Below are 25,916 nucleotides of genomic sequence, written 5' to 3' on the forward strand. Positions count from 1 at the left end.
CACTTCTTATTCCATTATTATTGCTTCATAGGGACGCAATATTATCTTTTGCTCATTATTCTCCGCTTTTACAATTGTTGTAGAAGCAATGATGTTTTTGGAGGCCGTTGGATTACTGAACTCCACCAAAGTATCTTCAAAATTCAGAAATATATTCACTTCTTCTTTAACATCACTTGTTTTTATCCATCGGGAGAAGCCCAAGACTTGTTTTGGAAGTAATTCTGAGGCAATTAGGGTCATTCTTCCGGAGTTTAGTACCGAATATTGCTTTCGAATCTGAAGAAACCGTTTATAACAGTGAAGAATCGAATCGGGATTATTATACATGGTTTCAACATTTCGATCTTGATATCCAGAAGACACAGGAAGCCATGGTTTAATGGATGGAGAACAAAATCCTGCATTCTGAGATGGTGTCCATTGCATTGGGGTTCGACAATTATCACGATGGATGGCTTCACTTGTAATTTTCTGCAACAATTTTTGTATGACTTTGGGTAATTTTCTAAATCGCGAAACAACTGCATCTAAAGAGTCACTAAGGGGTATACTATTCTGCTGAAGACCAATTTCTTCACCATAGTAAATGTAGGGAACTGCTCTAGCGGTTAATTGCAAGGCTGCATTTAATTTTGCTATTTCTAAATCGTTGTTGAACCGGGAAATTCGCCTCATAATATCATGATTTGAAGAAACCCATGTTGGAATGAATGGATCTGGATAATATTGATTAAACTTATTGAGAAGCTTTCGTATTGTTTTAGGTTGCAATTTAACTCCTAAGGTTTCAAAGAGGAAAATGGAATTCAATCCTGGATTGTTTACTTCACCACAATATTTTTTTATAGTGGGCATGGGTCCCTCTACTTCTCCGACTAGAAATCGCGATGGGTTGGAGTATTCGTCTATCAATTTACGCAGTTCCTGAACAAAGATCATGGTATCGGGATGATGCATCGTCATTTTGGTGGATTTAAATAGAACTCCATCCTCCGATGGTAAGAGATGTCGAGAAAGTGGATTATTTCGGAACGCTGCATCCTCATAAAGGGAGTCAATGATATCTAATCGAAAGCCATCTGCCCCCTTTTCTAACCAGAATCGCACAGTTCCAAACATTTTTGCTTTTACTTCCGGATTTCGATAGTTTAAGTCTGGCTGAAAAGGTAGAAACTGTGCCCAATACCATTGATCGGTATTTTCATCATAATACCATCCACTCCCTGTAATTCGCGCTTGCCAATTATTAGGTGGTGCTTTTCCCTTCGGTTTTTTACCATCTTGCCATACATACCAATCCCGTTTAGGATTGTCGCGACTTGATTTTGATTCCAAAAACCAGGGATGTTTATCACTCGTGTGATTCAAAACCAAATCCATTATTATTTTCATGCCTCGATCATGAATTTCTTGAATTAATTTATCACAATTTGCCATAGTCCCGTATTCTGGTGCAATATCTTTATAATTAGCAATATCATATCCAAAATCTTCTTGGGGACTGGTATAAAAGGGTGAAAACCAAATCGTTTCTACACCTAAATCTTTGACATAATCTAACTTAGAAATGATGCCTTCGAGATCTCCAATGCCATTTCCAGAACTATCCATAAATGATCGTGGGTAGATTTGATATACAGTGGTCTTTTTCCACCACAAATCTGTTTCCGGTTGTCGTGTCATTATTTCCAGTTCGTTTTTAATCGTAAAAAATCTATGGAAAATGAATTCACAATGAAAAGAGAAATATACTCAGCCATGTAAGGCTGCCTGGCATCAAGCTATTTAACAAATTGTCTGACACATTGCGACTATATAAATCGATGAAGGCAAATGCTATTGAATTAACCAAGGCAAGTCCAAAAATTATGAGAAGGGAAAAGGAAGAAACTGGATATAGAACGAAAATCAACCAAATGCCTAGAAATGTGGATACAATCCCCGCAATCAACCCTTCATATGTCTTTTTACTATCGATACCTATTTTATCCAAATGATGGGTCCCAAAATTTTTTCCAATTATAGAAGCAAAAGCATCCGCGATACAGCTGACCCACGCCGCAGAGAGTAAAACTTGAAATGGTACTATGGGATGAATCCAAGTAAGATTAGCGAGTAATATTGGTGTGGCCGCATTTAATGTCCAACTCTCGCGAGTTGGTTCGAGGGATTTTTCATACCATTTCCATCCCCACTTTGGAAGAAACTCCCAATGATCCATCCGTAGCAGATCTCCGATGACCATCATAATCCAAAAAAGGCCTGCTACTATGAAATAAATGAAGTTTCTAAATCCTATGGCAGAAATTCCGAGGGAAATTATTTCACTTTCAAAATGTTGTGTTATTTCGTGAGTCAGCAACAATCCCGCAAATTGAAAGAAATGCAAAATCTTGCGGCTAAAATCTTTCACTCGATCTGCTTTAACGGCATGTTCTTGTTGATCATATTTTTGTCGTAAATTGGTCAGAAAACTTTCATAGGAAATTTCTTGGCGAAAAGAAGGATTAAGCCATTTTCTAATAACATTTGGAAAAACATTCAAACCTAAAAAAAAGATGATCAATGAGAGGTAAATACCGAAAAGAATGCGGGGAAAAAGCGAATTTTGGGAAAAGAGAGTCAAAATATAAAAGCCCATTAATAGAAATAACATCCCTTGAATGAGTTCTGAATATCGAACGGTCTTTTTAGGTGGAAAATTCCATCGTTGAATTGTATGAATGAAGAGCAATATTCCAATGACCCAGAAAAAAAACGCATTGATCCAATCTACCAGAGTTATCATATATTTGAACCTATATGCCAACTCTAAGTTGCTTCCGATAATAACCTTATCTTTTAATCGAAAAGATATATGATGAAATTTTTCGCAATAATATTTATTTCCCAAAAACATTTTTTGGTAAGAAAAGATAACTACTCATGAGAATCAAATTTTATGGGATTAGATATTAATGACGCAACCAAATACTTCTGACAAAAAAATCATAGATCGAAAGGAACGCGATCGAATTCGGAGACGTAAAGATATTCTTGATGCCGTAGAACGTTTATGTGATGCAGATGGATACGTCAATTTTGAAAAGTTAAATTTGGATAATATTGCTAAAGAGGCAGGGTTAAGTAAACCTACTCTTTATCGTTATTTTGAGTCTAAAGATGATCTATTCCTTGCTTTTGCGGCCCATAGTTATCGAAAATTTTCGGCTTTGATTTTGGAGAGTGTTCAGAAGGATGGCTCCTTTTCTGAAAAGATTAAAGGATTGGGGATGGCTTATTACCATTTTTCATCCCAGAATCCAAAATATAATGAGATATTGGATATGTTGGGTGAAAAAGGAGAATATGTTCGAATTATTAATAAAACCAAAATAAATTCTTTAACATTTAGTGAAGAAGAATATCGCACCGAATGGGAACGAAATCGTAAGATCGTAATGGATATTGTGGAAGAAGAGTTTTTTAAATCCTCAAATGCAAAAGAAATAGCATCTAACAATCAAATAACTAATCTATTATCGATTATGTTCCCGGTGATGTTAAGTGGGACTATTTACGAATTTAAACACCGAAATAAGGTTCTTAAAACAAAGGGTGTGGAAGAAGAAGCTATTTTAGAAGAAATGCTTGATTTAATTTGTCGGGGATTATTGGAAAAATATAATGTGCAATGAAATGAGTTCCAAAATCTTTTTTTTACGTCATGCCTCCACAATGGTGGATTTAACCATACCGTCCCACACTTGGGAATTGTCCCCTCAGGGAATTCAAATGAGCCAGGAAATTGCCTTTTTCCCACACTTTTCTACTGTTAAGCACATTTATTGCTCAATGGAAAAGAAAACATATTTAACTATATCTCCTTTTGCTGAACAACATAAACTTCTGCTAGATTGTCACGCGGGTCTTGATGAAGTTCATTTTAAGGGATTACCTCTATCAGACCCCGAACAATTTAAGGATTTAAAATTCCAATGTTTTCAAAATTTAGATCTATCCATATCCGGGTCAGAAACTTTTCGACGGGGCTTAAATCGTTTCAAAAAGACTCTTAGTGAAATTCAGCAACGTCATTTATCGGAAGATATATTGATTGTATCTCATGGGACCATTTTATCCCTTTTTTTTGCTGATCTTCTTGGTATATTGAATGATGGCAATGCAATGTTTAATCGATGGTGTAATCTCTCCTTCTGTGCATGGGGGGCAGTTGAATCGGGATCAATCCTTCATGATCTCTCTCGTTTAAGAATTAATTAAAAAAGGGAAAATAAGATGCTTCTTTTCATGCTGTAATGGTATATTCTAAGACTCTTTCACCTTCCACTGTGCCATCATCTTGTAATACATATAGTTCTAACCCCGTTGCTGAGATATCACAACGTAGAATGGCTTGATCTTCTAGCTCATAGCCCCCAGTCACAATCATTGGGAAATTATAGGGATTAAATTCAGAAGATGAAGCATACTTGACATTTTCATGGTGGTGACCTGATATAGTCATATCTGTTCCAGTTGAATTTAATAAATCGCACCAAACCTGTTGGTAATCCAAAAATGATCCTGCGTCAGATTCCGTAAGATATTCATTAAGCGGAGCATGAACTAAAACGATTCTATATGTTGCATTAATATAGGCATCAGAAACAACTTCCTTCTCTAACCACGCAGTCTGAGCTTCTCGATAGGTTGAAAAATCATTCAAACCGGAATATTCTTCATGGGAATCGTCTTTATCTTCACCCGAATCTAATATTGTAAAGTGAACGGGACCAAGATTAAAAGAGTAGTAATAATTTCCTGTAGGTGTATCGATGTAATCCAAAAAATCTCGGGAAAGTTCTCCCCGAGTTTCATGGTTTCCTCGGACAAAGACAAAAGGTATTTCAGAAGCAAATTCATCAGTTAGGGGAGTGATCATCTGGTCAGCAATTTGTTGGGGGCTATCCACATGGTTTAATATATCCCCATCTAGAAAGACAATATCGTAAGGTGACTTTCCTCCCAGCTCTAATAAGGGGGAAAAAAGGTGTGATTGTTCATGAATATCCGAAAACAATAAGAATGATAGTTCTTCTGGATTTGTTTGGGGTACAGTAAACTGATATAAGTCACTTTCTACGATTTTCCCAAATATAGCATTAATTGGGAAAATTCGTTTGATCTCTTGAGAAAAAACTTTATAATAATAGGTGGATCCCGCAGTTAAATTTTCAAGAGTTACTGTTCCTATTTGGGAGACATCTTTTAATCCATCCTTCATGCTGTATACTTTATGTTCCAATGTATCGTCTAAACCATATTGCACCCAGTTGGAAGAGTCACGATTAGTCAACCACATGATCGAAAATGAATTTTCACCAAGATATTGGAGATAAGGTTCCGTATTCATGGTTGATTTCCCCATGGATGGATTGTTAATAAAAGAAACCGATGCAATTATTAACATTCCAAGGAGTAAATTCGTCCCGATAGCTTGTGCTTTTATTTTAAGTGGTCGTTTCCATAAGGAAGCCAATTTTGGTTGAATTAAAATAAATAGGGTTAAAGATATTCCGAAAAAGATCCAAGGTAAAATCGAAAGAAATCCATACTTTATGAGCACTTTTTCATTGCCCATCTCAGATAGTAGTACTACAGTTAGGGCAACACAGAAAATATTGAAGAAAACGATTCTAATATAGTCTCCTAACTTCGGTTTATGTTGTTCTTCAACAATCAATGTTGAAAAATGATACACATATCGATAAATTTCAATGCCAATAACTCCAATTATAAGGATCGCTATAATTAAAATCCAATTTATATTAAGGTCTGTCATATCGTTGATAAATCGATTTACATCAAACCAAATTGGTTGAATGATGAGTAAGAGGAGAAAAAAACTGATAAATAATACAATGCTAAATGCGAAAAGAAGTTTTTTTCCAAAATTTGGAGGAAATAATCTTGATTTTTCTGTTTCCATAAAAGCTCTTGGATGAAGAAGTTAATATAACTTTCTTTCAATTCAAATCAAGGAAAAAAGAGAACAAATTTGTGCAAATTCAATCGTGCTCTGAAAAATTTCAATATCATCGATAATTTTTTGATCAGTTCCGCGGGAAAATGCTCTAATTGCTTTCTAAGAATGTGTTAACTGCTTGAATAAATTCTGGATAATTATCCCTACGTACATTGTGTCCTGCATTTTTGATGTATTCAATAGAACAATTTTTAAATTTGGGCTGGATTTTGCGCGCACTTTTAATTCGTAGCATTCCTTTCTCTGGTATGATTAGAAGGCTTGGACAATTTATCTTTGGGAAAACCTCAACCCATTGAGAAGGAAAAGTGGTTAAGTTCATCATTGAAAGAGATTTTTCTGTTGCAAATGCTTTTTGGGCATGAGCCCATTGAATAATTTCAGTTTCATGCCAATGAGAGTTTCTTTTCCGACACCAATCTTCAATTTGCGTTTCATTTTTCTTCATATTCATTTTTACCATTGATTTAAACAGGAATCCAATAAATTTTGATATGAAGCGGGAAGATTTACTTAAGAGATAGGCTGGATCCTCTAAAATGATTTTGGAAATTAAATTTGGATGGTTTGCTCCGAGTAGTGTTGCAATTTGGCCTCCCATCGAATGACCCATTATAATGGGATTCAGAATTCTCAATTTTAGAATAAGATGGGCTATATCCTCTGCCATAGTTGGAACGTCAAATCCGGATTCAGTCATTGTGCTTTTTCCATGCCCTCGAGCATCAGGCATGATTATATCATAATCCGATTCTAAAGTCTCGGCAATTCGAGTCCAAGTAAGTCCATAATCTGTAAATCCATGCAATAAGATTAGAATCGGCTTATTTCCTCCCGTTCGAGTATAGTGGAGGTTAATGCCATTAATTTCAAGATCAAACTGTTGCCATTGTTCGATGGTCATTGATTACTCTTATTTTTTATCCCAATTAAAATATTTTTCAATATCAACTAAGAAAGAAATCTGATTGATTTTTTCACTGCGAAAATATTTATCTAAATTCCTCAACAGAAGTTATTTAGCATCTATTCGTTTATGTGAACTTGAGATGAAAACTGGCGGGAAATGCTAATTTTCTTCTTAAAAAAAAGGTGATCTTTAATGACCGACCCCTCTCCAGAAGCAACACAAATCACAAATCTCCAACAAGAACTTGCGCTTTATAAATCAAAATATTATACTTTGTTAAATAACGTTCGTGAATCAGTAGCAATATATAAGCCAATCAAAGATGGGTCCGATTTTCAAATCATTAATTTAAATCCTTCAGCTTGTCAAACTGAACACGTTTCTTTTGAGGATGTGAAGGGAGGAAGTCTTATAGAGACGTTTCCAGGAGTTGAACAATTTGGATTACTGGAAATTTTAAAAAATGTTTGGAAATCAGGTAACGCGCAAAAATTTCCTCTCAGAATGTATCAAGATGAACGTATCCAAGGTTGGCGTGATAATTTTATTTTTAAAATGCCTGGTAATGAAATTGTTGCAGTTTACGAAGATAAAACTGCTGAAAAACAACTGATTCAAGATTTAGAAATTACTAAAGCTCTATTAAATCAGACACTTCAGCAAAGTCCAGATGGGCTGATCATTGCAGATGCAAATTCAAAAAAAATTTTATTCATAAATCAAATTGCAGTATCATTATTAGGAATAGAATCAAAAAGTGTGGTAAATCTGAATCAGATAGATGGATTTTGGGATATATTTGATAAAAATCGAAATCCTGTAGCTGTAAATGAATATCCTCTCATTAAAGCGATTAATGGACAATTTACTAAACCTGAAACTCTTCTTATTAAACGATCGAGTGATAGTAAAGAATTTTGGTGTGAAGCTAAAGGTTACCCCATTTTTAATGAAAAGGGCAAAATATTTGCTGGGTGCTTTTTGTTTAGCGATATTACGGAAAAAATTAATTTCCGACAGAAAGTAAAAATGCTGGCTAAATTTCCCGAAGAAAATCCATTCCCTGTAATGCGAATTTCCATGGATGGTAAAGTTCTATTTCATAATAAAGCAAGTTCTCCTCTTTTAAAAAAATGGAATTTTGATGGAGAATTCCTAAATTCAGAGGAAGTAATAAATCCTCTTGATGCAATGAAAATGGAATCAAAAATTGTCCAGCTAAATGTAGATGTTAAAGCCCTCACATTTTTTGTCATATTTATCCCCATTCCCGATTCAAACATGATAAACATTTATGCCTATGATATTTCTGAAATTAAGATGCTCTCAAAGTTTCCAGAGCAAAATCCAAATCCCGTTATTCGTTTAGATCGTAATGGTTTTGTCAAATACCATAATAAAGCAAGCCTACCTCTATTGCAATTCTGGGGTTTTAGAAATCACAATATTTATGCAGCTGAAATATTGCAGGAATTAACTAAAGTTCACAATACCTCCAAAATTGGGAAAGTGGAAACACAAATTGGAGAAAAATTTTATTCTATTTTTTTAAAATCCATAGAGAATACCGATCTAATCAATCTATATGCCCTTGATATTACTGAAAAAGTTAAAACTACGCAAAATTTTATCAAATCCCAAGAAAGATACTATAATTTATTTTATAACATGTTAGATGGGTATGCGTACCATGCCATTATTCTAAATGAACATGGCTCTCCAATAGATTATGAGTTTATTGATATCAATCCCGCTTTCACAGAAATGACTGGGATTACGCGAGAAATGGCTATTGGAAAAAAAGTGACCCAGATAGTACCCAATATTAAAGATGATACTGTAGATTGGATTGGAACATATGGAAAGGTTGCATTAAGTGGAAAATCTATTACATTCGAGAATTTTTCTCAAGGGTTAAACAAACATTTTGCCGTATCAAGTTATTGTCCAGAAAGAGGGTATTTTGTTACCGTATTTCGAGATATCACTGAACAAAAAAGGTTGAGTAAAGAAATTGAAGACTTAAATCAAGATTTAGAAGTACGCATTCAGCAAAGAACTCTGAAGCTAGAAGCAGTTAATCGAGAATTGGAAACTTTTTCATATTCTGTATCCCATGATTTAAGAGCTCCTTTGCGTGGGATAGATGGGTTTAGTCAGGCTATTTTAGAAGATTATAACAATGTTTTAGATGAAACTGGCCAAGATTATCTTCGAAGGATTCGATCTGGAGTTCAGCGGATGGGTGATTTAATCAATGATATGTTGCAACTTTCTCGCTTGACTCGGATGGAACTCCATAAAGCATCTGTAAATCTTAGCTCTATTGCACAGGATATTATCGATGATCTTTTTACAGCAGATCCAGAACGACAAATAAAAATAAAAATTCAAAAAGATCTAATTCATTTTTGCGATTATCAATTAATTCGTTCTGTTTTGCAAAATTTACTCGAAAATGCTTGGAAATTTACTCAGAATACTCTGAATCCACAAATTGAATTTGGAAAAATGTTATTAGATGAGCAGATAACATTTTTTGTGCGAGATAATGGTGCAGGTTTTGATATGAATTACTATAACAAACTTTTTGGGACATTTCAACGTTTACATTCAGTAAATGAATTTGAAGGAACAGGAATTGGATTGGCCACTGTTCAGCGCATTATTCATAAACATGGGGGATCAATAAGGGCCGAAGGCAAAGTTAATGAAGGAGCTACTTTCTATTTTACTTTAAATTGAAGATCGAAAAATAAAATGCTTCAATTAAATTTTTTATTTAGCAAAAAGCTTTAAGAAACTCAATAGATAACGATATGTAGTGAAGAATTGATGTCATCAAAAATAATTTTGCTGGTTGAAGATAATCCAGATGATATTCTATTAACCAAACGAGCCTTGAGCAAAAACAGTATTTTAAATGAAGTGGTTGTTGCTAATGATGGGGTTCAAGCTTTAGATTATCTTTTTGGGCGAGGGAAATGGGAAGGGCGGGATACATCATTGAAACCAGAGGTGGTTCTTTTAGATCTTAAAATGCCTAAAATGGGTGGTTTAGAGGTTTTAAAAGAAATCCGAGAAAATAAATTGACGAAAAGGCTTCCGGTGATCATTCTTACAACCTCCAAAGAAGAATCTGATGTTGCAAAGGGTTATGATCTCGGTGCAAATAGTTATATTTGTAAACCCGTTGATTTTAATCAATTTCATGAGGCAATCAAACAACTTGGGTTATATTGGTTGGTCTTAAATCAAAGTCCTAACATATAATCTTTCTTTTCAACTTTTTTCCTAATTTTATTAACTTCACTGAGGATTTTGAATTGGAAAATATAATTTGAATACTGTTCCTTGATTAGCTTCGGATTCAAAAGTAATCCATCCGTCATGTTCTTGCATGATTGAATAACAACTGGCCAGCCCTAAACCATTTCCCTTTGTTTTAGTGGTGAAATATGGCTCAAAAATGTGTTTTTGTTGTTCCTTGGGGATGCCTTTCCCTTGATCTTCAAACGAGATTTGAATGTAAGTTCCTTGAGAAAGTGGGGTTTCATCTTGAAGAAATACTTCCTTTAATTCTATCGTAATCGTTATGATTCCTCCTTGGGGCATTGCTTGCTGGGCATTTAGAAGGAGATTGTCAAATAATTGGTTTATTTGGCCTGAGTCTAACTCAATTTCTGGAATCTCTCCAATAATCTTAACATCTGTTTTAGATTTTGATCCCCGCATAGCTAATGAAATTGAATCATCGAGAATTTGAATTAAGGAATTTTTTGTTTTGATAGTGGGATTTCGTTTAGAAAAAGTGAGCAGTTTCTGGGTTAACTGTTTCGCCCTTTGACCTGCATTTGTCAAATCACTCAAAATTTCTTTTCCTTCGTGGGATAAATTGTCTTCGTATTGCAGGAGATCCACATTTCCTAATATGCTTACCAATAAATTGTTAAAATCATGGGCAATTCCTCCTGCTAATACAGCAAGGGATTCAATTTTTTCAAAACGTAGTTGTTCAACCAAGATTTTTTTTTCTGCTTTCTTTAATTCGGTTACATCCCGTATTACCGATAAAACTGTATTTTGTGATGTTGGAATGCATCGAGCTTCAAAATAATGCTTTTCACCTTTTATTTCTAATGAGTATGTTATTGATGTTATCTTTTTTTGATCAATTGCTTGCTCAATACATGCTTTTGTTTTAAATCCAACATCTTTTGGAATGAGATTAATGATTTTTTTTCCAATTTGGTGTTCTCTCGGTTGAAATAATACTTCTTCATTACCAAAAATATCAATAACGGTTGTATCATAACTAACATGAAAAACAGCATCGGGCAAATTTTTTAGCAAAAGATCGATATCCCTCGAGTAATCTAATCTTTCATAACCTCGAATATCTAAATGTTGGTCGATATAGACAATAAACGGGTGTGTACATATGATTCCACTTCGAATGAAAACCGATGTCAATTGACCTTTTGTAGAGATACACCTTTCATGCAATTCTGAGGATATTCTATAGTAGGATGATTCAAAACAAAATGGACATGAAAGTAGGATATATTCTTTCCCTCCATTCTTGGATATAGTGGGTTCCTTCTGGTTGCCTTTTATTTTTTTAGATGGGTACAAAATATTATCTGTATTGATTGTAGGTATACTTTCCAAATCTATTTTGAAATTCCCTTCATAGGCAAAATATACTGCAGTAAGGGTAAGTATGCACATAGTATAGTAAAACGGTCCAAAATTAAGATCAAAAACCAAATCCCACAATCCATCAAAGACATTTGTGATCCAAATGAGATTTTGCACTAAGCAAAATCGAAAGACATTTAACATCTTTTTTTTTGAGTAATTTGAGGTATGGTGAACAAAATAGTATGCTTTGACCATAGCTGGTACAAATACGAGTAAAGATTGAATTAAAACCAAAATTTTGAGATATATGGTATGAAAGTAAGGAAAGTAGTAGAAAATAATCAATGTCAATGAATAAGAATGCATTAACACTTTGATTATTTGACGTTTTTGGGAAAATGTCTTATTGATATAATTCATGAATGCTACGTTTGCTAACAATAAAAATGTGCGCCCTAATGAACCCTCATCTATGATAAGCAAAACATAGGATGTATCCATACCTTCTGTATATAATCCCCACACAAATTTGCGCGATGATTCCAAAAAAGTGGCAACGGTAAGAAATATATAATATAATACAAACCCTTTCAAAATAGAATTTTGTTTTCGTTTCCAGAGCAAATATAATTGAACAGTAAATATTAATAAAGCGACACCGATGAAAAATTCAATAAAACCATAAACCAAATTGCTTTCAAACAACCATTTTTTTAACATCATGTCACTGGAATCTCCAATTCCTAGTTTTGTTTCAAGAACCTTAGTATATTGAAGCTTAAATACTCTTCAATTCGACAATTTTGTTCAGAATCAAAAAAAAATATATAGAGTTAATCAAAAATGGAAAAAAATTAAATTGAGATCTTTTGATCTTTTTGCATACAATATTCATGTAGAATTTTCAAGGATGCTTTTACAATTTCCGGCTCGATTGCTTCAACTTTATCATCGGGGGTATGGTAAACTGAAGCACGAGAATCATTTCCCCATGGCATAGCAATTAAAGAGGTTGCTTCTACTCCAATTTTTCCAAATTCTCCTGCATCGGTTCCACCGGTAAGAAATGCGATGGGTTTTTTCGTTGCCTTGTATCCCTTTTGATGTGCAATTTGCTCACATTCTTTAGCCATTTTTTCGGATAAATTAACACTACCGTTGATGTCTGTTGTCAAAAAGAATAAATCATCTAAAGTGTAAAGACAATCCATATTGAAATTATACGTTGGAATTTTTTTTAATTCGTCTTCATGAAGTTTGCAATAGGCTCGCGCTCCACGTAATCCTGCTTCTTCTGCATCCCAACTCCCAAGAATAATTCTGGTGTGTTTCAATGGTTGACCATTTTTTTTCGCATTTGCTATGATATATCCCATTTGATTGGCTACCGCTACAGCGATCATATTATCTCCTGCACCGGGGGTTCCCTTATTTCCCCGAAAAAACCACATTTGTAAAACCAAAAGGAGGAGTATCGTGGCAGTAATTTTCCAGATCGTCCCTAATAGTGGTTCGCGTCCTGTAATAAGCTTAAATATACTCCAAATAAGTGGGATTAAGAACATAAAAAACACACTTCCCAGTCCACCGTATAATCGAAGAGGGTACAATTTGGGCTGGTAATAAAGAAAATTGAATACATACGCACAATCATGATGGCCGCTTATAATGATTTGCTGTTTGACCTCATCTTCAGGTTCAATTGTTCCAATCACATTGTGACCCGTTTTTTTTTGCCAAAGCGGATCAATAAACTCCTTATAGAAGAAAAACTCCATAACCATGGTTAAAATTCCTATGGAAATAAGCACAACGGAATAAAAAGGTCGTTGAATCCATAAAAATACCGTCGAAATCACATATAAAATAACTAACAATCTAATATAACCCAGAAAGGCGTTGGGGGAAAAAGTGAATTTCTCAGTTGTTACCGAATCACAATAAGATTCAAATTCTTTCTTTATCGAATCGGCAGCTTTTTTCGATCCTGGTGAACCGGCTAATCGTTCTCCCGAAGTTTGAATCATTCTTTCAGTGAATTCTAGGGTTAACTTCACATCAGAATATTGAATCATTTCATTAATCATATTGATTCTATGTTGACTCGCACTCTATTTAGAACTTTCTTCAGCCCAAATTTTTTTTCTCAAATCATTCATGATAACGATGATAAGGACAGCAGGACATTTTTATTGATTTTTATTAATTTTAATGTCATTTTGCTCTTTATTATATAAATTTCAATTACCCTCTTGCTGGATTCTCCAAAATCTGGTCAATTAAGTGTTGTTTCTGAAAATCATGACCAGTCATATAGCACATAAAATCTTCCCTACCTAAAGTTTTTCGGCAAATTTGCTTGGTAGAATATTTTTTTTCCGCAAGAGATAGTACATTTTCTCTAAGTTGTTCCATATATGTAATCTTACCTTGAATCGCTTCTTTTCCATCTTTCACAATACCCTTAAAACCACAAAACACGGTTTTTACATCTAAAGCAACTAATTTTCTCAACGAGTGTAATGTTTCATAAAAACTCTCTAGTTTGCGTAGATACATTATCTTTCGTCCTAAAAATAAATCTCCTGTAAATAACCATCCATTAGTCGGTTCAAAAAGACATATATGATCAATCGAATGGCCGGGGGTATAAATCACTTCCAATTTATACTTGCCAATGGACACAGAGTCCCCTATTTCTGTTGCTGTAGATGGTTCTGGTAATTTCCATGCAATTTTCTGATAGGGAAGAAGTTTGAGAAGTTTTGGGTTTTCGATGATCTCCATTGCCTTTTTATGTGCCAATGTATTAATATTATACCTTTTTTGCAAAATCTGGTTATTTCCGATATGATCTTCATGCGAGTGGGTGATTATCGCCGTATTAATCTGAAATTTTTTTAGAGCTTCAAGAAATTCTTTTCTTCCTGATTTGCTTCCTGTATCGATTAATGTGTCTTCTAAAACAAAACAATGAACAGGATAAATTAATCTTCCAAATAACCGTTTTCCCATACGAATTATTGATATTGGACCAAATTGCCGAACTGAACCCATAAGCCTCTGTATGTGTTTAAGTTTCTAACTATATAATTGTTTTTTTATAGAATTTCATAAAATCATAAAAATAGCAGAAATATTTAAACAATCTTTTGCCCAAGTAATATTTGGGGATGAAAACGAATCCGCAAACAATTTTACTTGAAAAATTAGAACATTTCTTTACTACTGAAAGCAATAAAATCCTTTCTTCACATGAAGTATGTCAAAACTGTAAAAAATCGTGTCTATCTAGTCAATTGAAAATATTCCGCTTTGAATTTATCCCATTGAATGCATCGCGTCACATGTTAAAACAGTTAAGCAATCGCCAGAAACAACGCATGTTGGTGAAAAATGGAAACACTTTTGAGTTAAATCATAAGGATATGTTTGTAGTTCGGATTAAAAATTTATTTTTGAATGCTCGTTATCAAGTTCTTTGTAACTCGTGTTTTAGTATTGCCCGTCATCAATTCGAGTGGGATATTTTAGTGAATCCTTCTTCCACAGATAAAGAATTAAAGGAAGTAATTCGAAATCTCATTAAGAAAGGAAGTAATTCGGATATTCTTGAATTATGCGAATTATTGACACCGAATATATCGAATCGTATGCGAAAAATTCCCCGCCATGTAAGACATATCTGGTTGTTGTTTTCATATTTTGCGAAGCGATTATTTCAACATCCTGTCGCTCAACCTCATGTCAAAGCTTGGATGCAAAAGTGGATGGGTTTTTTAGCTGAAAGCAATTTTATTTCATCCCAAATTGGAATCAGTATCTCCAAAAGCATTTTTGCTATTGACGATAAATCCCTATCCAATCATTTTTTTTCGATTCTATATAGCTCAGAGATGAATTATTTTAAATTTTTCAGATTAAATGGCGAAATGTACTTTAATCACGCAATTTCCGCTTATCTTGTTGAATTTCAGGAAGAATCTAAAATTTCACCTCGCCAAATGGAAGATACTTTAAGAGGGCTAATTGCGGGGGGAAATCCTAAACAGATTGAGATTTTACTTGAAAAATTTCCTCAATTTTCAAAACAATATCAAGAAATCATCATGGAAGACCTTTTCTTCTTTGGATTTCGGAAGAATTTCACTCCCTTATTAGATCAACTCCTAAAAAAAGTGGACTTAGTTGAAGATCCAATAATAAAAAACGATCTTTATTCCATCTATACAAAATTGAAAAAAAATCTTAGTGATTTGGAAACAACTCGTCAAAAAACCCTTGATGAACAAAATCGGATGAATGACCTTGAACAGAAAAGAATAAAAATGCTTCATCAAGAATGGATGAAAAAATCAGGGCCTTCTCCAAATCAAATGGCCTCCATCAGTTCGGAACTCATTACAAAAGTCTATAATCCAGTTATCGAAGCGCACATTCAAACCTATCGCGAGGATTTGGAACTGTTTTTCACTACTCATACGAAACCAGTGATCGCTTTTGATAACGAGGAATTTCATAATCGAGTTTTTTGTATTTTAGGGGTAGTGATATACCCAGATCTATCCTATTCAGTGAAACTAATTTCAGTTGATGATATTTATCCCATCAATGATTCTCACCGGGAATTGATGGATGAAATGAAGACTTGGTTGAAATCGTTCCCGAGTTCTCAGGTAATTTCCCATGGGACAAATCAAGCAGAAGGACAAATTATCAAAGATGGGGGTCATTTTCAGATAAATACACAAGATGTTCTCCACGCGGCCAAATATTTCAACAATCATTATGCCCATCATCTGAAAGGCGAAGGTTTAAAGCATTTTGAAAAAATGATTGAATTCGAAAGAAAAGCTTGCCCGGTATTAAAACATGAGATGAGTGGGAGTACATTTTTCAATCTTGCCGAAGTAAGTATGGATCAATTATTATGTGAACAGCCTCTATCGGTTTGTGGAATCTGTCACCGAGAACAAGATGTGTTACTGTACTGTCTTGAGGATGCGTTTTCTTCCTTGCTAATTTACATTATTTTCTCAAATAAAGAACCAATTTTGTGTAAAAATCTCGGATATGAACTTCTAAAATAGCGCTTACTTTTTTGTTTAACACATTACTCTTTATCGAAATGTCGAGATCTCTCCCTTTCGGATCCACTTATCATCAATATGGGTATACATTGTGATCCATGCGCACACAAAATCCAAATTAACAATGCTACCATCATCCATTTTGCGCTTTCCAACAATTTTTACTTTGACTAGTGACCAAGCAATTGAACCATCATCTGCAATTTCTATGATGGGTTCCATGATATCCTCGTATTGAGAGAAAGTGGTGTTATAGAGATAGTTTGTAAATTGCGTTCGAATTTCTTCAACTGTCGGATAATCAATATCGCCATCTTTAATTCGCATGTAATTTTTGTCAATATCTTTAGTAAACCAGTCCAAATTCTTATCCCAATGTGCTTGTATCATGTCTTTGTGGAGCTGATGAATTTCTGCTTTCCATTTTTTCATGCTTGATTTCAATACCATAATAATCACATTTAACATCAAATATTAATTATCAATATCGAACGTTATGAAATAAATGTAATCAATTTTATTTAGGGGTAATTATTTAAAGAAAGTTTTCTAACGATAAATTTTAGGCAAATTCTCCTTTATATGGCGAAAAATTGGATCACTGCTTGGAAGTTGATTTTCTAATTGATTCAATTCATGAACGGTGCATTCATTGCAAATTCTCATTTTCTCCAAATAAGTCAAATTTTTTTTGTTTATTGCTTTTTGGATTAATTTTTGGGGAGAAAGAAGATAGATTTCAGCAATTTCATCTAAAATTGCTGTAGAGTAATTTTCCCCATGCGCAACTATTAGATATTGGCGTAATTCTTTGGATAAGTGAAATTGATTTCGATGAAAGTACATGAATGGTAATATTTGCACATATTTATCCCGGGATATTCCATACAATGAGGATCTTTCTCTGGCGTTGAGAAAAGCATTTGTTATTTCAAAAGGAATTAATGTTTTTATCTCATTTAAATCAACTTTCCATCCTTCTTCCTTGTCAGAAATAAAAGAGATATAGTCTGGACATATATGAAATGGTGTAGAATTAGAAGATTGGAATTGATTCTTAAGTGGACTCCCTCTTTTTAAATTTTCCACAATTATAAATATTGCTAGTTAATTAATAAATTTAACCAATATTCGAGTAATTTTTTACTCATATGTGAGTAATTGTGTTAAAAAAAGTCTAAGAATCTTTTTCAAATCCAAACCAAGGTCCTTTTTCCAGTTCCTCCATGAAGTAATCTTTATCTTCGGTGTTCTTTATTGATTTTGCTGCTTCTTTAGCCAATAAATATTCAATTTTTGCATTTTCCACATCTTTATTTAAAGCATAAGCTCTAGCAAGTCCTTCATGAGCAAAAGCAAGATCAAAATCCTTAATATTTTCCTTCTCAGTCAAGTTCCAGCATTCTTTAGCATGATGCAAAGCGGGTTCTCCTCTTTTTAATAAGGAATAGACATGAGTTAAAATCCACTCTCCTCGTTGATAATTGATTGGTTTACCTACTTGACCCCAAAAAAATCGGGATGTATGTGCTGCAGCAATCATCATTTCTTTTTCCCAAGGTTTCAACTTGTCCAATTTTTCAATATAATCCCAAGTTTCATTGAAACAAGTTTTAGCTAGTTGGATCTTGATTTCTTGAGTTATTTTCACATTGTTTACCATTTCATTCAACTAACATATCACCTATTTTCTATAAAAATATATGCGTATTTTCTTAAAAGTCCATTTCGTCGCAATTTACATATTGCCAATCCTAATTTGAAGCATAGATTTATTTGACGGCAAAGTTAATTATTTTTATGGTCAACGATTTTAACCTTTGTTCAAAAATGTTATCCTTTGAACATTTAACTGCTTTAGAACCCACAGGAACTATTTTTCTTTTCCAAAATAATAATATTTTAGCCTTAAAGCAAAATAATGGCTCCAGAATCCCTCTATTTTTTATTAAAACAAATAGCAAAGAATGGAAAAATGAAATTGTTCCACAAATTGAGCAATTATCTCATCTGAATTGGAAATGCATTCAGTTTGGAGAGTATCTAAACGAGCCAGTTTATATAATGTATTTTTCAAAAGAGACAAACTTCAAAATAATGGAAGGATCTGGTTCTGATAATTCAAACTATTATCTTAAAGACTATCCAATAAGATACTTGATCCGGCTCGAACCTGGTTTCAATTTATTAATTGCTGGCATCGCTTTTCATATATATACCTGGATAACAACTCATAAATATTGCGGTGTTTGTGGTATTAAAACTATTGCTTCACCATCTGAATTTGCTCTAAAGTGTCCTGATTGTTCTCATGTTGAATATCCCTTGATCTCTCCTGCCGTTATAATTGCTATTACCAAAGGGGATAAAATATTACTCGCCCACAATAATCAATTTCCCCCAAATTTATATAGTGTAGTCGCCGGGTTTGTGAATCCTGGGGAAACTTTAGAAGAAGCTGTCGCTCGGGAAGTGAAGGAAGAAATCGGAATTACTATAAAAAATATCGCATATTTTGAATCCCAACCATGGCCGTTTCCCAATTCATTAATGCTCGCTTTTACTGCAGAGTGGTCAGAAGGAGTAATTAAGGTAGACAACAACGAAATACATGATGCCAAGTGGTTCAAGTGTGATGAATTTCCACAGCTTCCTTCATCCATTAGTGTCGCTCGAAAATTGATTGATCATTTTGTCTCAACCCAGTCTTCCAAACCTCAAAAATAAGTTGTTCTCATAAAGAAATACATTTGAATGGATCTATTTTTAATCCTCAAAACGAATTGTGACTTATGAATTATGTTTTTCCAACGACATTTTTTGCATATCTTGATCTTTTAGGTTTTTCCCAGTTTGTTTTGAATCTTTCTGCTCAAGAAGAATTTCAGAAAGATCCTTTTCGCAAACAACAAACTCTTCTCTATTACTATAATGTTCTTGAACCTTTAGTAAATGGGTCGATTTTTGCTCATAAATCTATTCCAAGCCCTGAAAATGTTGAACCAATTAAAAATTACAATAATTTCAAAGTTAAGATTTCAGAATTGAATTCAATGATTGTGTCTGATAGCATCTTTCTCTGGACTGATGATCTATCAATCGAAGGATTTACTAAACTTTTGCATGTTGTGAAAAGTATTATAAACACAAATATGCTATGGGACTTTGGATTTCCGCTTCGGGGGGGAATTAGTATGGGTTCGATCACATATCAACGTATAGATTGGGAAACTCCGAAAATTAATGCGATTTCGACTCTTGTTGGGGATGCTTTAGTTAAAGCTGCAGCTATTGAGGCTAATCAAGATTGGGCAGGGTGTATGCTTGATTCTGAGATAGTTGAGTACTTTAAAGCGCTTGATAATTCCAATGACACGATTAAATATTTAGAGCAACAAAATTTGATAAATCATTACAAATGTCCTCTAAAAACGGTCCCTTCAGATGCCTATGTTGTTAAATGGCCAGAAGTAAAAGGAAAGGTGAATCTTTCATTATATGATTTGCCGATTACTATGACTTTTCAACGAAATGGTCCAATATTGGAAACTTCTATTCAACAAAAACTGCAAAATACTCTTGATTTTGTTCATTCACTGCAAAATATCTTAGATTAGGGCAAAGAAAAATCATTTATTGGAGCTCAGTTTGGTCTTTTTTTTTAAGATTCATGTAATTTCTGATCTTTTTTAGTTATTACTCGTGTAGGATTCGGTTCTAACAAACTTCCTATAAGCCCAAGGATTATTAAGCCCATTGTTATATAGAGAACAATTCCACCACCATTCGGAAATCTTATTATTCCTGCTCCAGCAATAATACCTAATAATCCCACAATTGCAAATTGGGTTAATTTTGTCATTTGTCCCATATTCCAGAAATGGTTGATCAGATATTTAAATTGATCTTTGAAAAAAGTTTAATCTATAACGATGAATTTTTGGCTCTTACTGAGTTTGATCAATAATTAAAATGACAATTCCTGTAATTAAAAGTAATGTTATATTAAGATAACAGCAAATTAATCCCGCACCTGTATTAATCGAGCCCCAAATATGATCATTTGCCAATGAATCGAAAAACGCAGCACAGATTATTAATCCAACTCCTGCAATGATTTCGATAATAGGTAATAAGTTTACCATTTTTCGAGATATCTTTTTTTGAAATCCTTTAATTGCCAATAAGATACTTATAGCCGTAATTAGTAAGATTCCTAAACCAGTAAGAAATAAATCACTCAAGAAATCATCTGTTAATCCTTTGTTAAAACCAAAGAACCAGATTTGAATATTTCCAAACCATGTGCTCTCATCTAACGCGGGTAAAATTAAAGATAAACATCCTAAAATTCCACTAAAAAGAAGTACAATATTATGGGCAACTTTTTTTGATTTAAAGTTCATGTCAAAGACTTTTTTTTAGCCTATATTAATCTATCCTTCCACTTTTTTTTTAATCAAAAAAAAATAAAAGCAGCATACTTAAAGGAAGGCTTTTGCCATTAGCAACACCCCGATAGAAAGCATCATGAAAAGTAATATATCAAATAGTTCCACAAATCCTTCAAAAATGCCTCCAATTCCCTCAACAATTAATCCTAACAACATGAAACATAAGCCGCTAAAAAAGAACCACATTTTCCTTTTAACATCAACAGAACTTTTTCTAATTCCAAAAATATAAAGATTTAACATCGTCAGTATGATCATTACTCCAATGTAACCTGCAAAACTGAAGAAGATAGCGTCCATATAATCCATAGTAGAAATATCCGTATTTTCTACATAAATCCAATCAGAAAATATCATAAACCCTGATATTACTAAGGTTACTACAAGAGGAATTATGAATCGTATGGGGTGACTCCTTATAATTTTGCTTGAATGAATAATTACTTGCATTGTTGTAAAGAGAAAGAAAACTGCAAACATTAGGGAGATAAATCCCGCTCTTATCGAGAATTGCATCAACACCGCATCGTTGAAAAAATAGCATAAAATCCAACTAAACTCAGAGATAAAGCCAGCAATTGGTTTCCTAAGTAGGATTTATTTTTTTTAAGCAGAAGATAACTGATTAAAAATGATCCCAACGCCAATACCATTTGAAATATATTGACAATGATCTCTAGCATATCTTATTTTTAATAAATGAACTTAAGAATATTTTGTATAACTAAAATTTAAAGTATCGATAAAGAATAACTCATTTGGTTGACATTCTGGTTTAAAACTGCCCATTCTTTATCTTAACAGTAATAAATTAGGATTTATTGCTGTGAAAATTATTTCTGTAAGCTTCCAAGCAAAAAATATTAAGATCATACTTGTTTTGTATGAATTTATTCTATTTTTCCTTTTTTCGAAAATAATAGATACGCATGGAGATTAACCTGGATGGGAGTTAGGTTCAGTTAAATTTTGAATTTTAAAAAAAAGAAATCAATTTTTTTATCCTGAATATTGTTCAAAATTTCATGAACAACAAGCCTTGCTAACAAATGGTTCCTCGATTATTAATAATATTGGGAAACATTTTTTTTTGTAACATAAGTGTATTAAAAAAAAATACTGATGTCTCATGGAATCAACAGCACCAAATTCAACTTTATCAAATAATATTCTTGAAATTCAAGATATCGAGAAAATTTTTAACGAAGGCAAACGAAATGAAGTAAATGTTCTTAAAGGTATAGATTTTCAAATGCAAGCGGGCCAATTTTTTGCTTTAATGGGTCCTTCTGGAAGTGGAAAGTCTACACTGTTAAACATTGTTGGAGGTCTGCTAAAATCTTCTGCTGGAACAGTTAAAATAAAAAATATTGACATTTATTCACTCAAAGATGATCAATTAACTGCTCTTCGAGGTGCAAATATTGGATGGATTTTTCAATCTTTTGGATTGATCGATAATCTAACTGCTCTCGAAAATATAATCGTTCCCTTGAATTTAGCGGGGATCAAGGATAAAGATGCCTACACTAGGGCAATGGAACTATTATCTCTTGTGGGACTCGAGGATCGTGCTGATCATTTTCCGGATGGTCTTTCAGGAGGTCAAAAGCAGAGAGTCGCGATTGCAAGAGCTTTGGCTAATGATCCTCTAATTCTCTATGCTGATGAACCAACAGGCAATCTTGACACAAAAACGGGGGTTGAAATAATAGAGATTTTTAAAAAACTCACCAAAATGGGAAAATCGATCTTAATGGTGACTCATGATGTTAAATTGGCTCATGCAGCAGATCAAGTCTTTATCTTAAGAAATGGAAAGGTTGAGGCAGAAATGGAGATTTAAATCTCAGGATAATGATAAATATGGTCGAAATTAAAGCTAATAAAAAATCAAATGCATATTATTTCCGAAAGCGAATTATTCGGGAATTTTTCCTAGCGCCTTTCCATTCTATCGTTAGGAATAAACGTAGATCTATGGCGATGCTTTCTGGAATTGTGCTAGCAGTTACACTTCTTTCGGGAATTCTCCTGTATAATGATGAACTAAAACAAAATAATTATAAAACCATAGTCCAAGATTTTCCCTATGATGCTCGGTTTGATATTATGGGAAATGAAACACTGGATAACATGAAAGATCTCGAATCCTTTATTTTAAACGATTCGCGCACTTTAGATACTGCACTATTTGCATCTAGTCGTAGTAATATGGGTAATAATTGGTTGGCAACTTATGTGACTCCGAAATATACAAATAACTCAGAAATAGATTATGTTTATTACTATCGGTCAACATTTGTTTCCCAAGATATTTTTACAGGTCCAATTGGCCAAAGTTTTATGCAGATGAACTTCAAGGGTGAAGCGAATCTTACTGGTAGATCTGTGATTCTTCCAGAATCATTTTTAGAATCATTAGATTTAACTATTGGGGATTCCATAGATATGCTCAATTTTTCTCAAACCATCTATTCTCCTAGTGGAGATCCTAATGAGAATCATGGTTTTTTAACCAATTTGACAATTCGTGGAACATATGATCCCTTTGAGCAACAAAGTGATGAAATGAATTCAATTCATAATCCTTTTCACAGTGATCGAATTTATCTTTCGTTAGAATTATTGAACAATGCTACCATGGTCGATGTTCATCATGGATTTACCTATACAGGCAATTTTTACTTAGCATTAAAAATCGATGTTTCGCAATTTAACGTCAAAGAACCGATCAAGTTCAATAAAGAACTAAATCTTTTTATAAACCAACTTACGCGTGATTATTCAGCAGATTTACAGGGATATAATGAAATAGAACAACCTTTGTTGAGATTTCAATCTCAAAGCATTTTTATTACTTTTTTGTACATCGTTCTAGCAATTCCGGTGGTTTTACTCTCTCTTTATCTATTGAATTTTGGGTTGGAAATGGCTTTAGAAGAACGTAGGAGAGCTATTGCCATAAAGAAGGTTCAAGGGGCTAATTCGAAGCAAATATTTTCGGAGCTGCGAGATGAAACACTATTTCTGTTGATTGGAGGTTCAGTACTCGGCTATTGTTTAGGTATTATTGCAGCTTGGGCAATTAGTAGTGCTTCTGGGTTTATGCAAACCGATTTCCAGTCAAATTTAAGTCTATGGGAATATTTCTCATTTGATTTATGGGCTTTTATTATTCCTTTTATCGTGGTTAGTGTTCTTTTAATCATAGTTACCTATAAAAAAGGGAAGAAATTCATTGAACAAGAAGTTACCCAAGGTGTTGCAAAACGTGAACTCAAAAAAGAGCGCATTTTCAAACGATATAAACTCGATATAATATGCTTTATGCTTAGTTTGTCAGGTATTGCCTTAGTTATGATTAAAATGCTTAAAATTCCGATTCCGATTTCTCAAGCAACCGAAATCGCCATTTTTGTGATCTCTCCTTTTATGTTTTGGATCGGGGGTAGTTCCGTTGGATCAAGGATTGTTAAAAAAATCCCCCTTAAAATGGAAAAATCGCTATTAGCTATTCCTGTGTTTCATGATGTAAAGCAAATCATCAAATCTGGATTAAAACGTAGGGGGGATATTGAACGATTGGCTGTAATTATTATTCTGACTTTATCGATTGCCTCCCTTGCTACTATTCAAGGAAATACTGAAGAAACTCAAGCGGAGCGTTCACTTGAATGGCAAATTGGGGCAGATTGGCAAATAAATTTTGCAGAAGAAAACAACTATCATGATGCCATTGCCAACATTTCTGGACTCGATGATTCTATTGCTCTCAATTCAATGAATATTCGTTCTTTAAGTTCTTGGATTTCTGTTATAGCTATGGAAAATGAACAGGAATTGCTTAACTTGAAACAAAACTCTCCAGTATTATTTTGGCAAAATGACAATTTTGACGCTTTTACAGCCGAGGGTGCTCTCCAAGCACTAGAAGATAATCCAGAAGGTATTTTTCTTACTGCTGATCATCTCTATATGCTGGATGCAAAAGTTGGAGATTTGATTGAAATTCGGATCTACGTGAGTAATTCCTCACAAGGAGAAGTAAAAACTATGGAAAATATTAAAATTTTAGGAACCGTCAACCAGCTTCCAGGTGGAATTCAATCGTATGGTTTAATATCACGACATCTTTTTTTAAAATTTCAGGCATTATCTAACGGCTTGGAGGAAGAGGCTATGATCGGATCTCAATTTAATGCAACTCGGTATTATGTTCATTCATCTTATAGTTCCAATATTTCTGCTGGGGAAATTGAAGATATTAAAAATGCTTTAGAAAGTGATTCAAGGGTCTCAAATTATCTATCCTATTACGAACAATATGCTGCAATCGATACTACTGAACAAGGCTATGGTATTTCGGGTTTACTTTCTTTAAATTTTGTGATAAGCTTAGTTGCAGTGTTTATCAGTGCTTTTTCCTTTTCAGCTATTTTGATGGAAAGACGGAAGCATGAATTTGCAATTCTTCGTGCCATTGGAGCTAAAAAAGGGCAAATATATAAGATGGTTATCGGAGAAAATTCGTTAATGATGTTAACGGCTTCAATATGGGGGATTTTCATTGGAGTCGGAATTAGTTACCTCTTCAACAACGTGTTCATATTTATCAATATGATGCTCCAGAATAGTAATTCTGTGTATCGAAGTGTAGTGCTTCCTGGTGTGGAATTACTCATCATTAGTTGTATAACCTTTTTTGGAATGATGGCGGCATCCGTTTTATCTGTACGATCTGCAGCAAATCAAGATTTAAGCTTGGCAACAAAGGTGGTTTAAGA

At 33.7% G+C, this 25,916-nt stretch carries 22 protein-coding genes; 9 read left to right on the plus strand and 13 right to left on the minus strand.

Going from position 1 to position 25,916, the window contains the following annotated elements; genetic code table 11:
• Positions 1 to 6 precede the first annotated feature (6 nt).
• Positions 7 to 1,686: an alpha-glucosidase gene (locus NEF87_RS17090; protein WP_457916793.1), complete on the minus strand. Its 1,680-nt coding sequence runs from the start codon at positions 1,684 to 1,686 to the stop codon at positions 7 to 9.
• 46 nt (positions 1,687 to 1,732) lie between these two features.
• On the minus strand, positions 1,733 to 2,791 hold the full coding sequence (locus NEF87_RS17095) for a hypothetical protein (RefSeq protein WP_457916794.1): 1,059 nt from the start codon (positions 2,789 to 2,791) through the stop codon (positions 1,733 to 1,735).
• Positions 2,792 to 2,960: 169 nt separating this feature from the next.
• Between NEF87_RS17095 and NEF87_RS17100 the strand changes: the two genes are divergently transcribed.
• Together NEF87_RS17100 and NEF87_RS17105 are read left to right on the plus strand one after the other, a co-directional pair.
• Positions 2,961 to 3,680, plus strand: coding sequence for a TetR/AcrR family transcriptional regulator (locus tag NEF87_RS17100; protein ID WP_371802629.1), 720 nt, complete (start codon positions 2,961 to 2,963; stop codon positions 3,678 to 3,680).
• A gap of 1 nt (position 3,681) precedes the next feature.
• Positions 3,682 to 4,266, plus strand: coding sequence for a histidine phosphatase family protein (locus tag NEF87_RS17105; RefSeq protein WP_457916795.1), 585 nt, complete (start codon positions 3,682 to 3,684; stop codon positions 4,264 to 4,266).
• 25 nt (positions 4,267 to 4,291) lie between these two features.
• Here the strand turns inward: NEF87_RS17105 and NEF87_RS17110 are convergent, their stop codons facing one another.
• Entirely contained in the window at positions 4,292 to 5,974 is a 1,683-nt protein-coding gene (locus NEF87_RS17110) for a metallophosphoesterase (protein ID WP_457916796.1), read from the minus strand.
• 145 nt (positions 5,975 to 6,119) lie between these two features.
• Complete coding sequence (locus NEF87_RS17115; protein WP_457916797.1) at positions 6,120 to 6,935, minus strand: alpha/beta fold hydrolase; 816 nt, start codon at positions 6,933 to 6,935, stop codon at positions 6,120 to 6,122.
• 198 nt (positions 6,936 to 7,133) lie between these two features.
• On the opposite strand from NEF87_RS17115, the gene NEF87_RS17120 reads away from it, so the two are divergent.
• Positions 7,134 to 9,686: an ATP-binding protein gene (locus NEF87_RS17120; protein WP_457916798.1), complete on the plus strand. Its 2,553-nt coding sequence runs from the start codon at positions 7,134 to 7,136 to the stop codon at positions 9,684 to 9,686.
• A 90-nt stretch (positions 9,687 to 9,776) separates the two neighbouring features.
• The gene (locus NEF87_RS17125; protein WP_457916799.1) at positions 9,777 to 10,214 is read left to right on the plus strand and encodes a response regulator; all 438 of its coding nucleotides are present in this window, start codon (positions 9,777 to 9,779) and stop codon (positions 10,212 to 10,214) included.
• 36 nt (positions 10,215 to 10,250) lie between these two features.
• Here the strand turns inward: NEF87_RS17125 and NEF87_RS17130 are convergent, their stop codons facing one another.
• From NEF87_RS17130 to NEF87_RS17140, 3 genes are all read right to left on the minus strand, one after another.
• Positions 10,251 to 12,308 carry a two-component system sensor histidine kinase NtrB gene (locus tag NEF87_RS17130; protein WP_457916800.1) on the minus strand — a complete coding sequence of 686 codons (2,058 nt, stop codon included), beginning with the start codon at positions 12,306 to 12,308 and terminating at the stop codon, positions 10,251 to 10,253.
• A gap of 131 nt (positions 12,309 to 12,439) precedes the next feature.
• Positions 12,440 to 13,672 (minus strand): M28 family peptidase, encoded by a 1,233-nt coding sequence (locus tag NEF87_RS17135; protein ID WP_457916801.1) that lies wholly within the window; start codon positions 13,670 to 13,672, stop codon positions 12,440 to 12,442.
• A gap of 157 nt (positions 13,673 to 13,829) precedes the next feature.
• Positions 13,830 to 14,642: an MBL fold metallo-hydrolase gene (locus NEF87_RS17140; protein ID WP_457916802.1), complete on the minus strand. Its 813-nt coding sequence runs from the start codon at positions 14,640 to 14,642 to the stop codon at positions 13,830 to 13,832.
• Between the two features lie 116 nt (positions 14,643 to 14,758).
• Between NEF87_RS17140 and NEF87_RS17145 the strand changes: the two genes are divergently transcribed.
• A complete protein-coding gene (locus NEF87_RS17145; protein WP_457916803.1) occupies positions 14,759 to 16,675 on the plus strand; it encodes a hypothetical protein in 1,917 nt (638 codons plus the stop codon).
• Between the two features lie 30 nt (positions 16,676 to 16,705).
• Here the strand turns inward: NEF87_RS17145 and NEF87_RS17150 are convergent, their stop codons facing one another.
• The 3 genes from NEF87_RS17150 to NEF87_RS17160 form a co-directional block, all read right to left on the minus strand.
• Entirely contained in the window at positions 16,706 to 17,125 is a 420-nt protein-coding gene (locus NEF87_RS17150) for a hypothetical protein (protein WP_371802639.1), read from the minus strand.
• Between the two features lie 99 nt (positions 17,126 to 17,224).
• Complete coding sequence (locus NEF87_RS17155) at positions 17,225 to 17,764, minus strand: hypothetical protein (RefSeq protein ID WP_457916804.1); 540 nt, start codon at positions 17,762 to 17,764, stop codon at positions 17,225 to 17,227.
• An 88-nt stretch (positions 17,765 to 17,852) separates the two neighbouring features.
• Entirely contained in the window at positions 17,853 to 18,338 is a 486-nt protein-coding gene (locus tag NEF87_RS17160) for a hypothetical protein (RefSeq protein WP_457916805.1), read from the minus strand.
• A gap of 137 nt (positions 18,339 to 18,475) precedes the next feature.
• On the opposite strand from NEF87_RS17160, the gene nudC reads away from it, so the two are divergent.
• Together nudC and NEF87_RS17170 are read left to right on the plus strand one after the other, a co-directional pair.
• Positions 18,476 to 19,402, plus strand: a complete 927-nt coding sequence (nudC, locus tag NEF87_RS17165) for an NAD(+) diphosphatase (RefSeq protein ID WP_457916806.1) — start codon at positions 18,476 to 18,478, stop codon at positions 19,400 to 19,402.
• 65 nt (positions 19,403 to 19,467) lie between these two features.
• A complete protein-coding gene (locus tag NEF87_RS17170) occupies positions 19,468 to 20,292 on the plus strand; it encodes a hypothetical protein (RefSeq protein ID WP_457916807.1) in 825 nt (274 codons plus the stop codon).
• A gap of 44 nt (positions 20,293 to 20,336) precedes the next feature.
• Here the strand turns inward: NEF87_RS17170 and NEF87_RS17175 are convergent, their stop codons facing one another.
• The 3 genes from NEF87_RS17175 to NEF87_RS17185 form a co-directional block, all read right to left on the minus strand.
• Positions 20,337 to 20,546, minus strand: a complete 210-nt coding sequence (locus NEF87_RS17175) for a hypothetical protein (RefSeq protein ID WP_457916808.1) — start codon at positions 20,544 to 20,546, stop codon at positions 20,337 to 20,339.
• A 76-nt stretch (positions 20,547 to 20,622) separates the two neighbouring features.
• Complete coding sequence (locus NEF87_RS17180; RefSeq protein ID WP_457916809.1) at positions 20,623 to 21,081, minus strand: hypothetical protein; 459 nt, start codon at positions 21,079 to 21,081, stop codon at positions 20,623 to 20,625.
• Between the two features lie 78 nt (positions 21,082 to 21,159).
• Positions 21,160 to 21,645 (minus strand): hypothetical protein, encoded by a 486-nt coding sequence (locus tag NEF87_RS17185; protein ID WP_457916810.1) that lies wholly within the window; start codon positions 21,643 to 21,645, stop codon positions 21,160 to 21,162.
• 613 nt (positions 21,646 to 22,258) lie between these two features.
• Between NEF87_RS17185 and NEF87_RS17190 the strand changes: the two genes are divergently transcribed.
• Both NEF87_RS17190 and NEF87_RS17195 read left to right on the plus strand, forming a co-directional pair.
• Positions 22,259 to 22,975 carry an ABC transporter ATP-binding protein gene (locus tag NEF87_RS17190; RefSeq protein ID WP_371802646.1) on the plus strand — a complete coding sequence of 239 codons (717 nt, stop codon included), beginning with the start codon at positions 22,259 to 22,261 and terminating at the stop codon, positions 22,973 to 22,975.
• Positions 22,976 to 22,995: 20 nt separating this feature from the next.
• Positions 22,996 to 25,914 (plus strand): ABC transporter permease, encoded by a 2,919-nt coding sequence (locus NEF87_RS17195; protein WP_457916811.1) that lies wholly within the window; start codon positions 22,996 to 22,998, stop codon positions 25,912 to 25,914.
• The last annotated feature ends 2 nt before the right edge of the window (positions 25,915 to 25,916 follow it).

The organism is Candidatus Lokiarchaeum ossiferum (assembly GCA_025839675.1).
GTDB lineage: Archaea > Asgardarchaeota > Lokiarchaeia > Sigyniarchaeales > Promethearchaeaceae > Lokiarchaeum > Lokiarchaeum ossiferum.

Bases quoted from the DNA above. Each gene is read 5' to 3' on its own strand.
- NEF87_RS17090 (WP_457916793.1), bottom strand. From the start codon at position 1,686: ATGACACGACAACCGGAAACAGATTTGTGGTGGAAAAAGACCACTGTA.
- NEF87_RS17095 (WP_457916794.1), bottom strand. From the start codon at position 2,791: ATGATAACTCTGGTAGATTGGATCAATGCGTTTTTTTTCTGGGTCATT.
- NEF87_RS17100 (WP_371802629.1), top strand. From the start codon at position 2,961: ATGACGCAACCAAATACTTCTGACAAAAAAATCATAGATCGAAAGGAA.
- NEF87_RS17105 (WP_457916795.1), top strand. From the start codon at position 3,682: ATGAGTTCCAAAATCTTTTTTTTACGTCATGCCTCCACAATGGTGGAT.
- NEF87_RS17110 (WP_457916796.1), bottom strand. From the start codon at position 5,974: ATGGAAACAGAAAAATCAAGATTATTTCCTCCAAATTTTGGAAAAAAA.
- NEF87_RS17115 (WP_457916797.1), bottom strand. From the start codon at position 6,935: ATGACCATCGAACAATGGCAACAGTTTGATCTTGAAATTAATGGCATT.
- NEF87_RS17120 (WP_457916798.1), top strand. From the start codon at position 7,134: ATGACCGACCCCTCTCCAGAAGCAACACAAATCACAAATCTCCAACAA.
- NEF87_RS17125 (WP_457916799.1), top strand. From the start codon at position 9,777: ATGTCATCAAAAATAATTTTGCTGGTTGAAGATAATCCAGATGATATT.
- NEF87_RS17130 (WP_457916800.1), bottom strand. From the start codon at position 12,308: ATGATGTTAAAAAAATGGTTGTTTGAAAGCAATTTGGTTTATGGTTTT.
- NEF87_RS17135 (WP_457916801.1), bottom strand. From the start codon at position 13,672: ATGATTAATGAAATGATTCAATATTCTGATGTGAAGTTAACCCTAGAA.
- NEF87_RS17140 (WP_457916802.1), bottom strand. From the start codon at position 14,642: ATGGGTTCAGTTCGGCAATTTGGTCCAATATCAATAATTCGTATGGGA.
- NEF87_RS17145 (WP_457916803.1), top strand. From the start codon at position 14,759: ATGAAAACGAATCCGCAAACAATTTTACTTGAAAAATTAGAACATTTC.
- NEF87_RS17150 (WP_371802639.1), bottom strand. From the start codon at position 17,125: ATGGTATTGAAATCAAGCATGAAAAAATGGAAAGCAGAAATTCATCAG.
- NEF87_RS17160 (WP_457916805.1), bottom strand. From the start codon at position 18,338: ATGGTAAACAATGTGAAAATAACTCAAGAAATCAAGATCCAACTAGCT.
- nudC (WP_457916806.1), top strand. From the start codon at position 18,476: ATGGTCAACGATTTTAACCTTTGTTCAAAAATGTTATCCTTTGAACAT.
- NEF87_RS17170 (WP_457916807.1), top strand. From the start codon at position 19,468: ATGAATTATGTTTTTCCAACGACATTTTTTGCATATCTTGATCTTTTA.
- NEF87_RS17175 (WP_457916808.1), bottom strand. From the start codon at position 20,546: ATGGGACAAATGACAAAATTAACCCAATTTGCAATTGTGGGATTATTA.
- NEF87_RS17180 (WP_457916809.1), bottom strand. From the start codon at position 21,081: ATGAACTTTAAATCAAAAAAAGTTGCCCATAATATTGTACTTCTTTTT.
- NEF87_RS17185 (WP_457916810.1), bottom strand. From the start codon at position 21,645: ATGCAATTCTCGATAAGAGCGGGATTTATCTCCCTAATGTTTGCAGTT.
- NEF87_RS17190 (WP_371802646.1), top strand. From the start codon at position 22,259: ATGGAATCAACAGCACCAAATTCAACTTTATCAAATAATATTCTTGAA.
- NEF87_RS17195 (WP_457916811.1), top strand. From the start codon at position 22,996: ATGGTCGAAATTAAAGCTAATAAAAAATCAAATGCATATTATTTCCGA.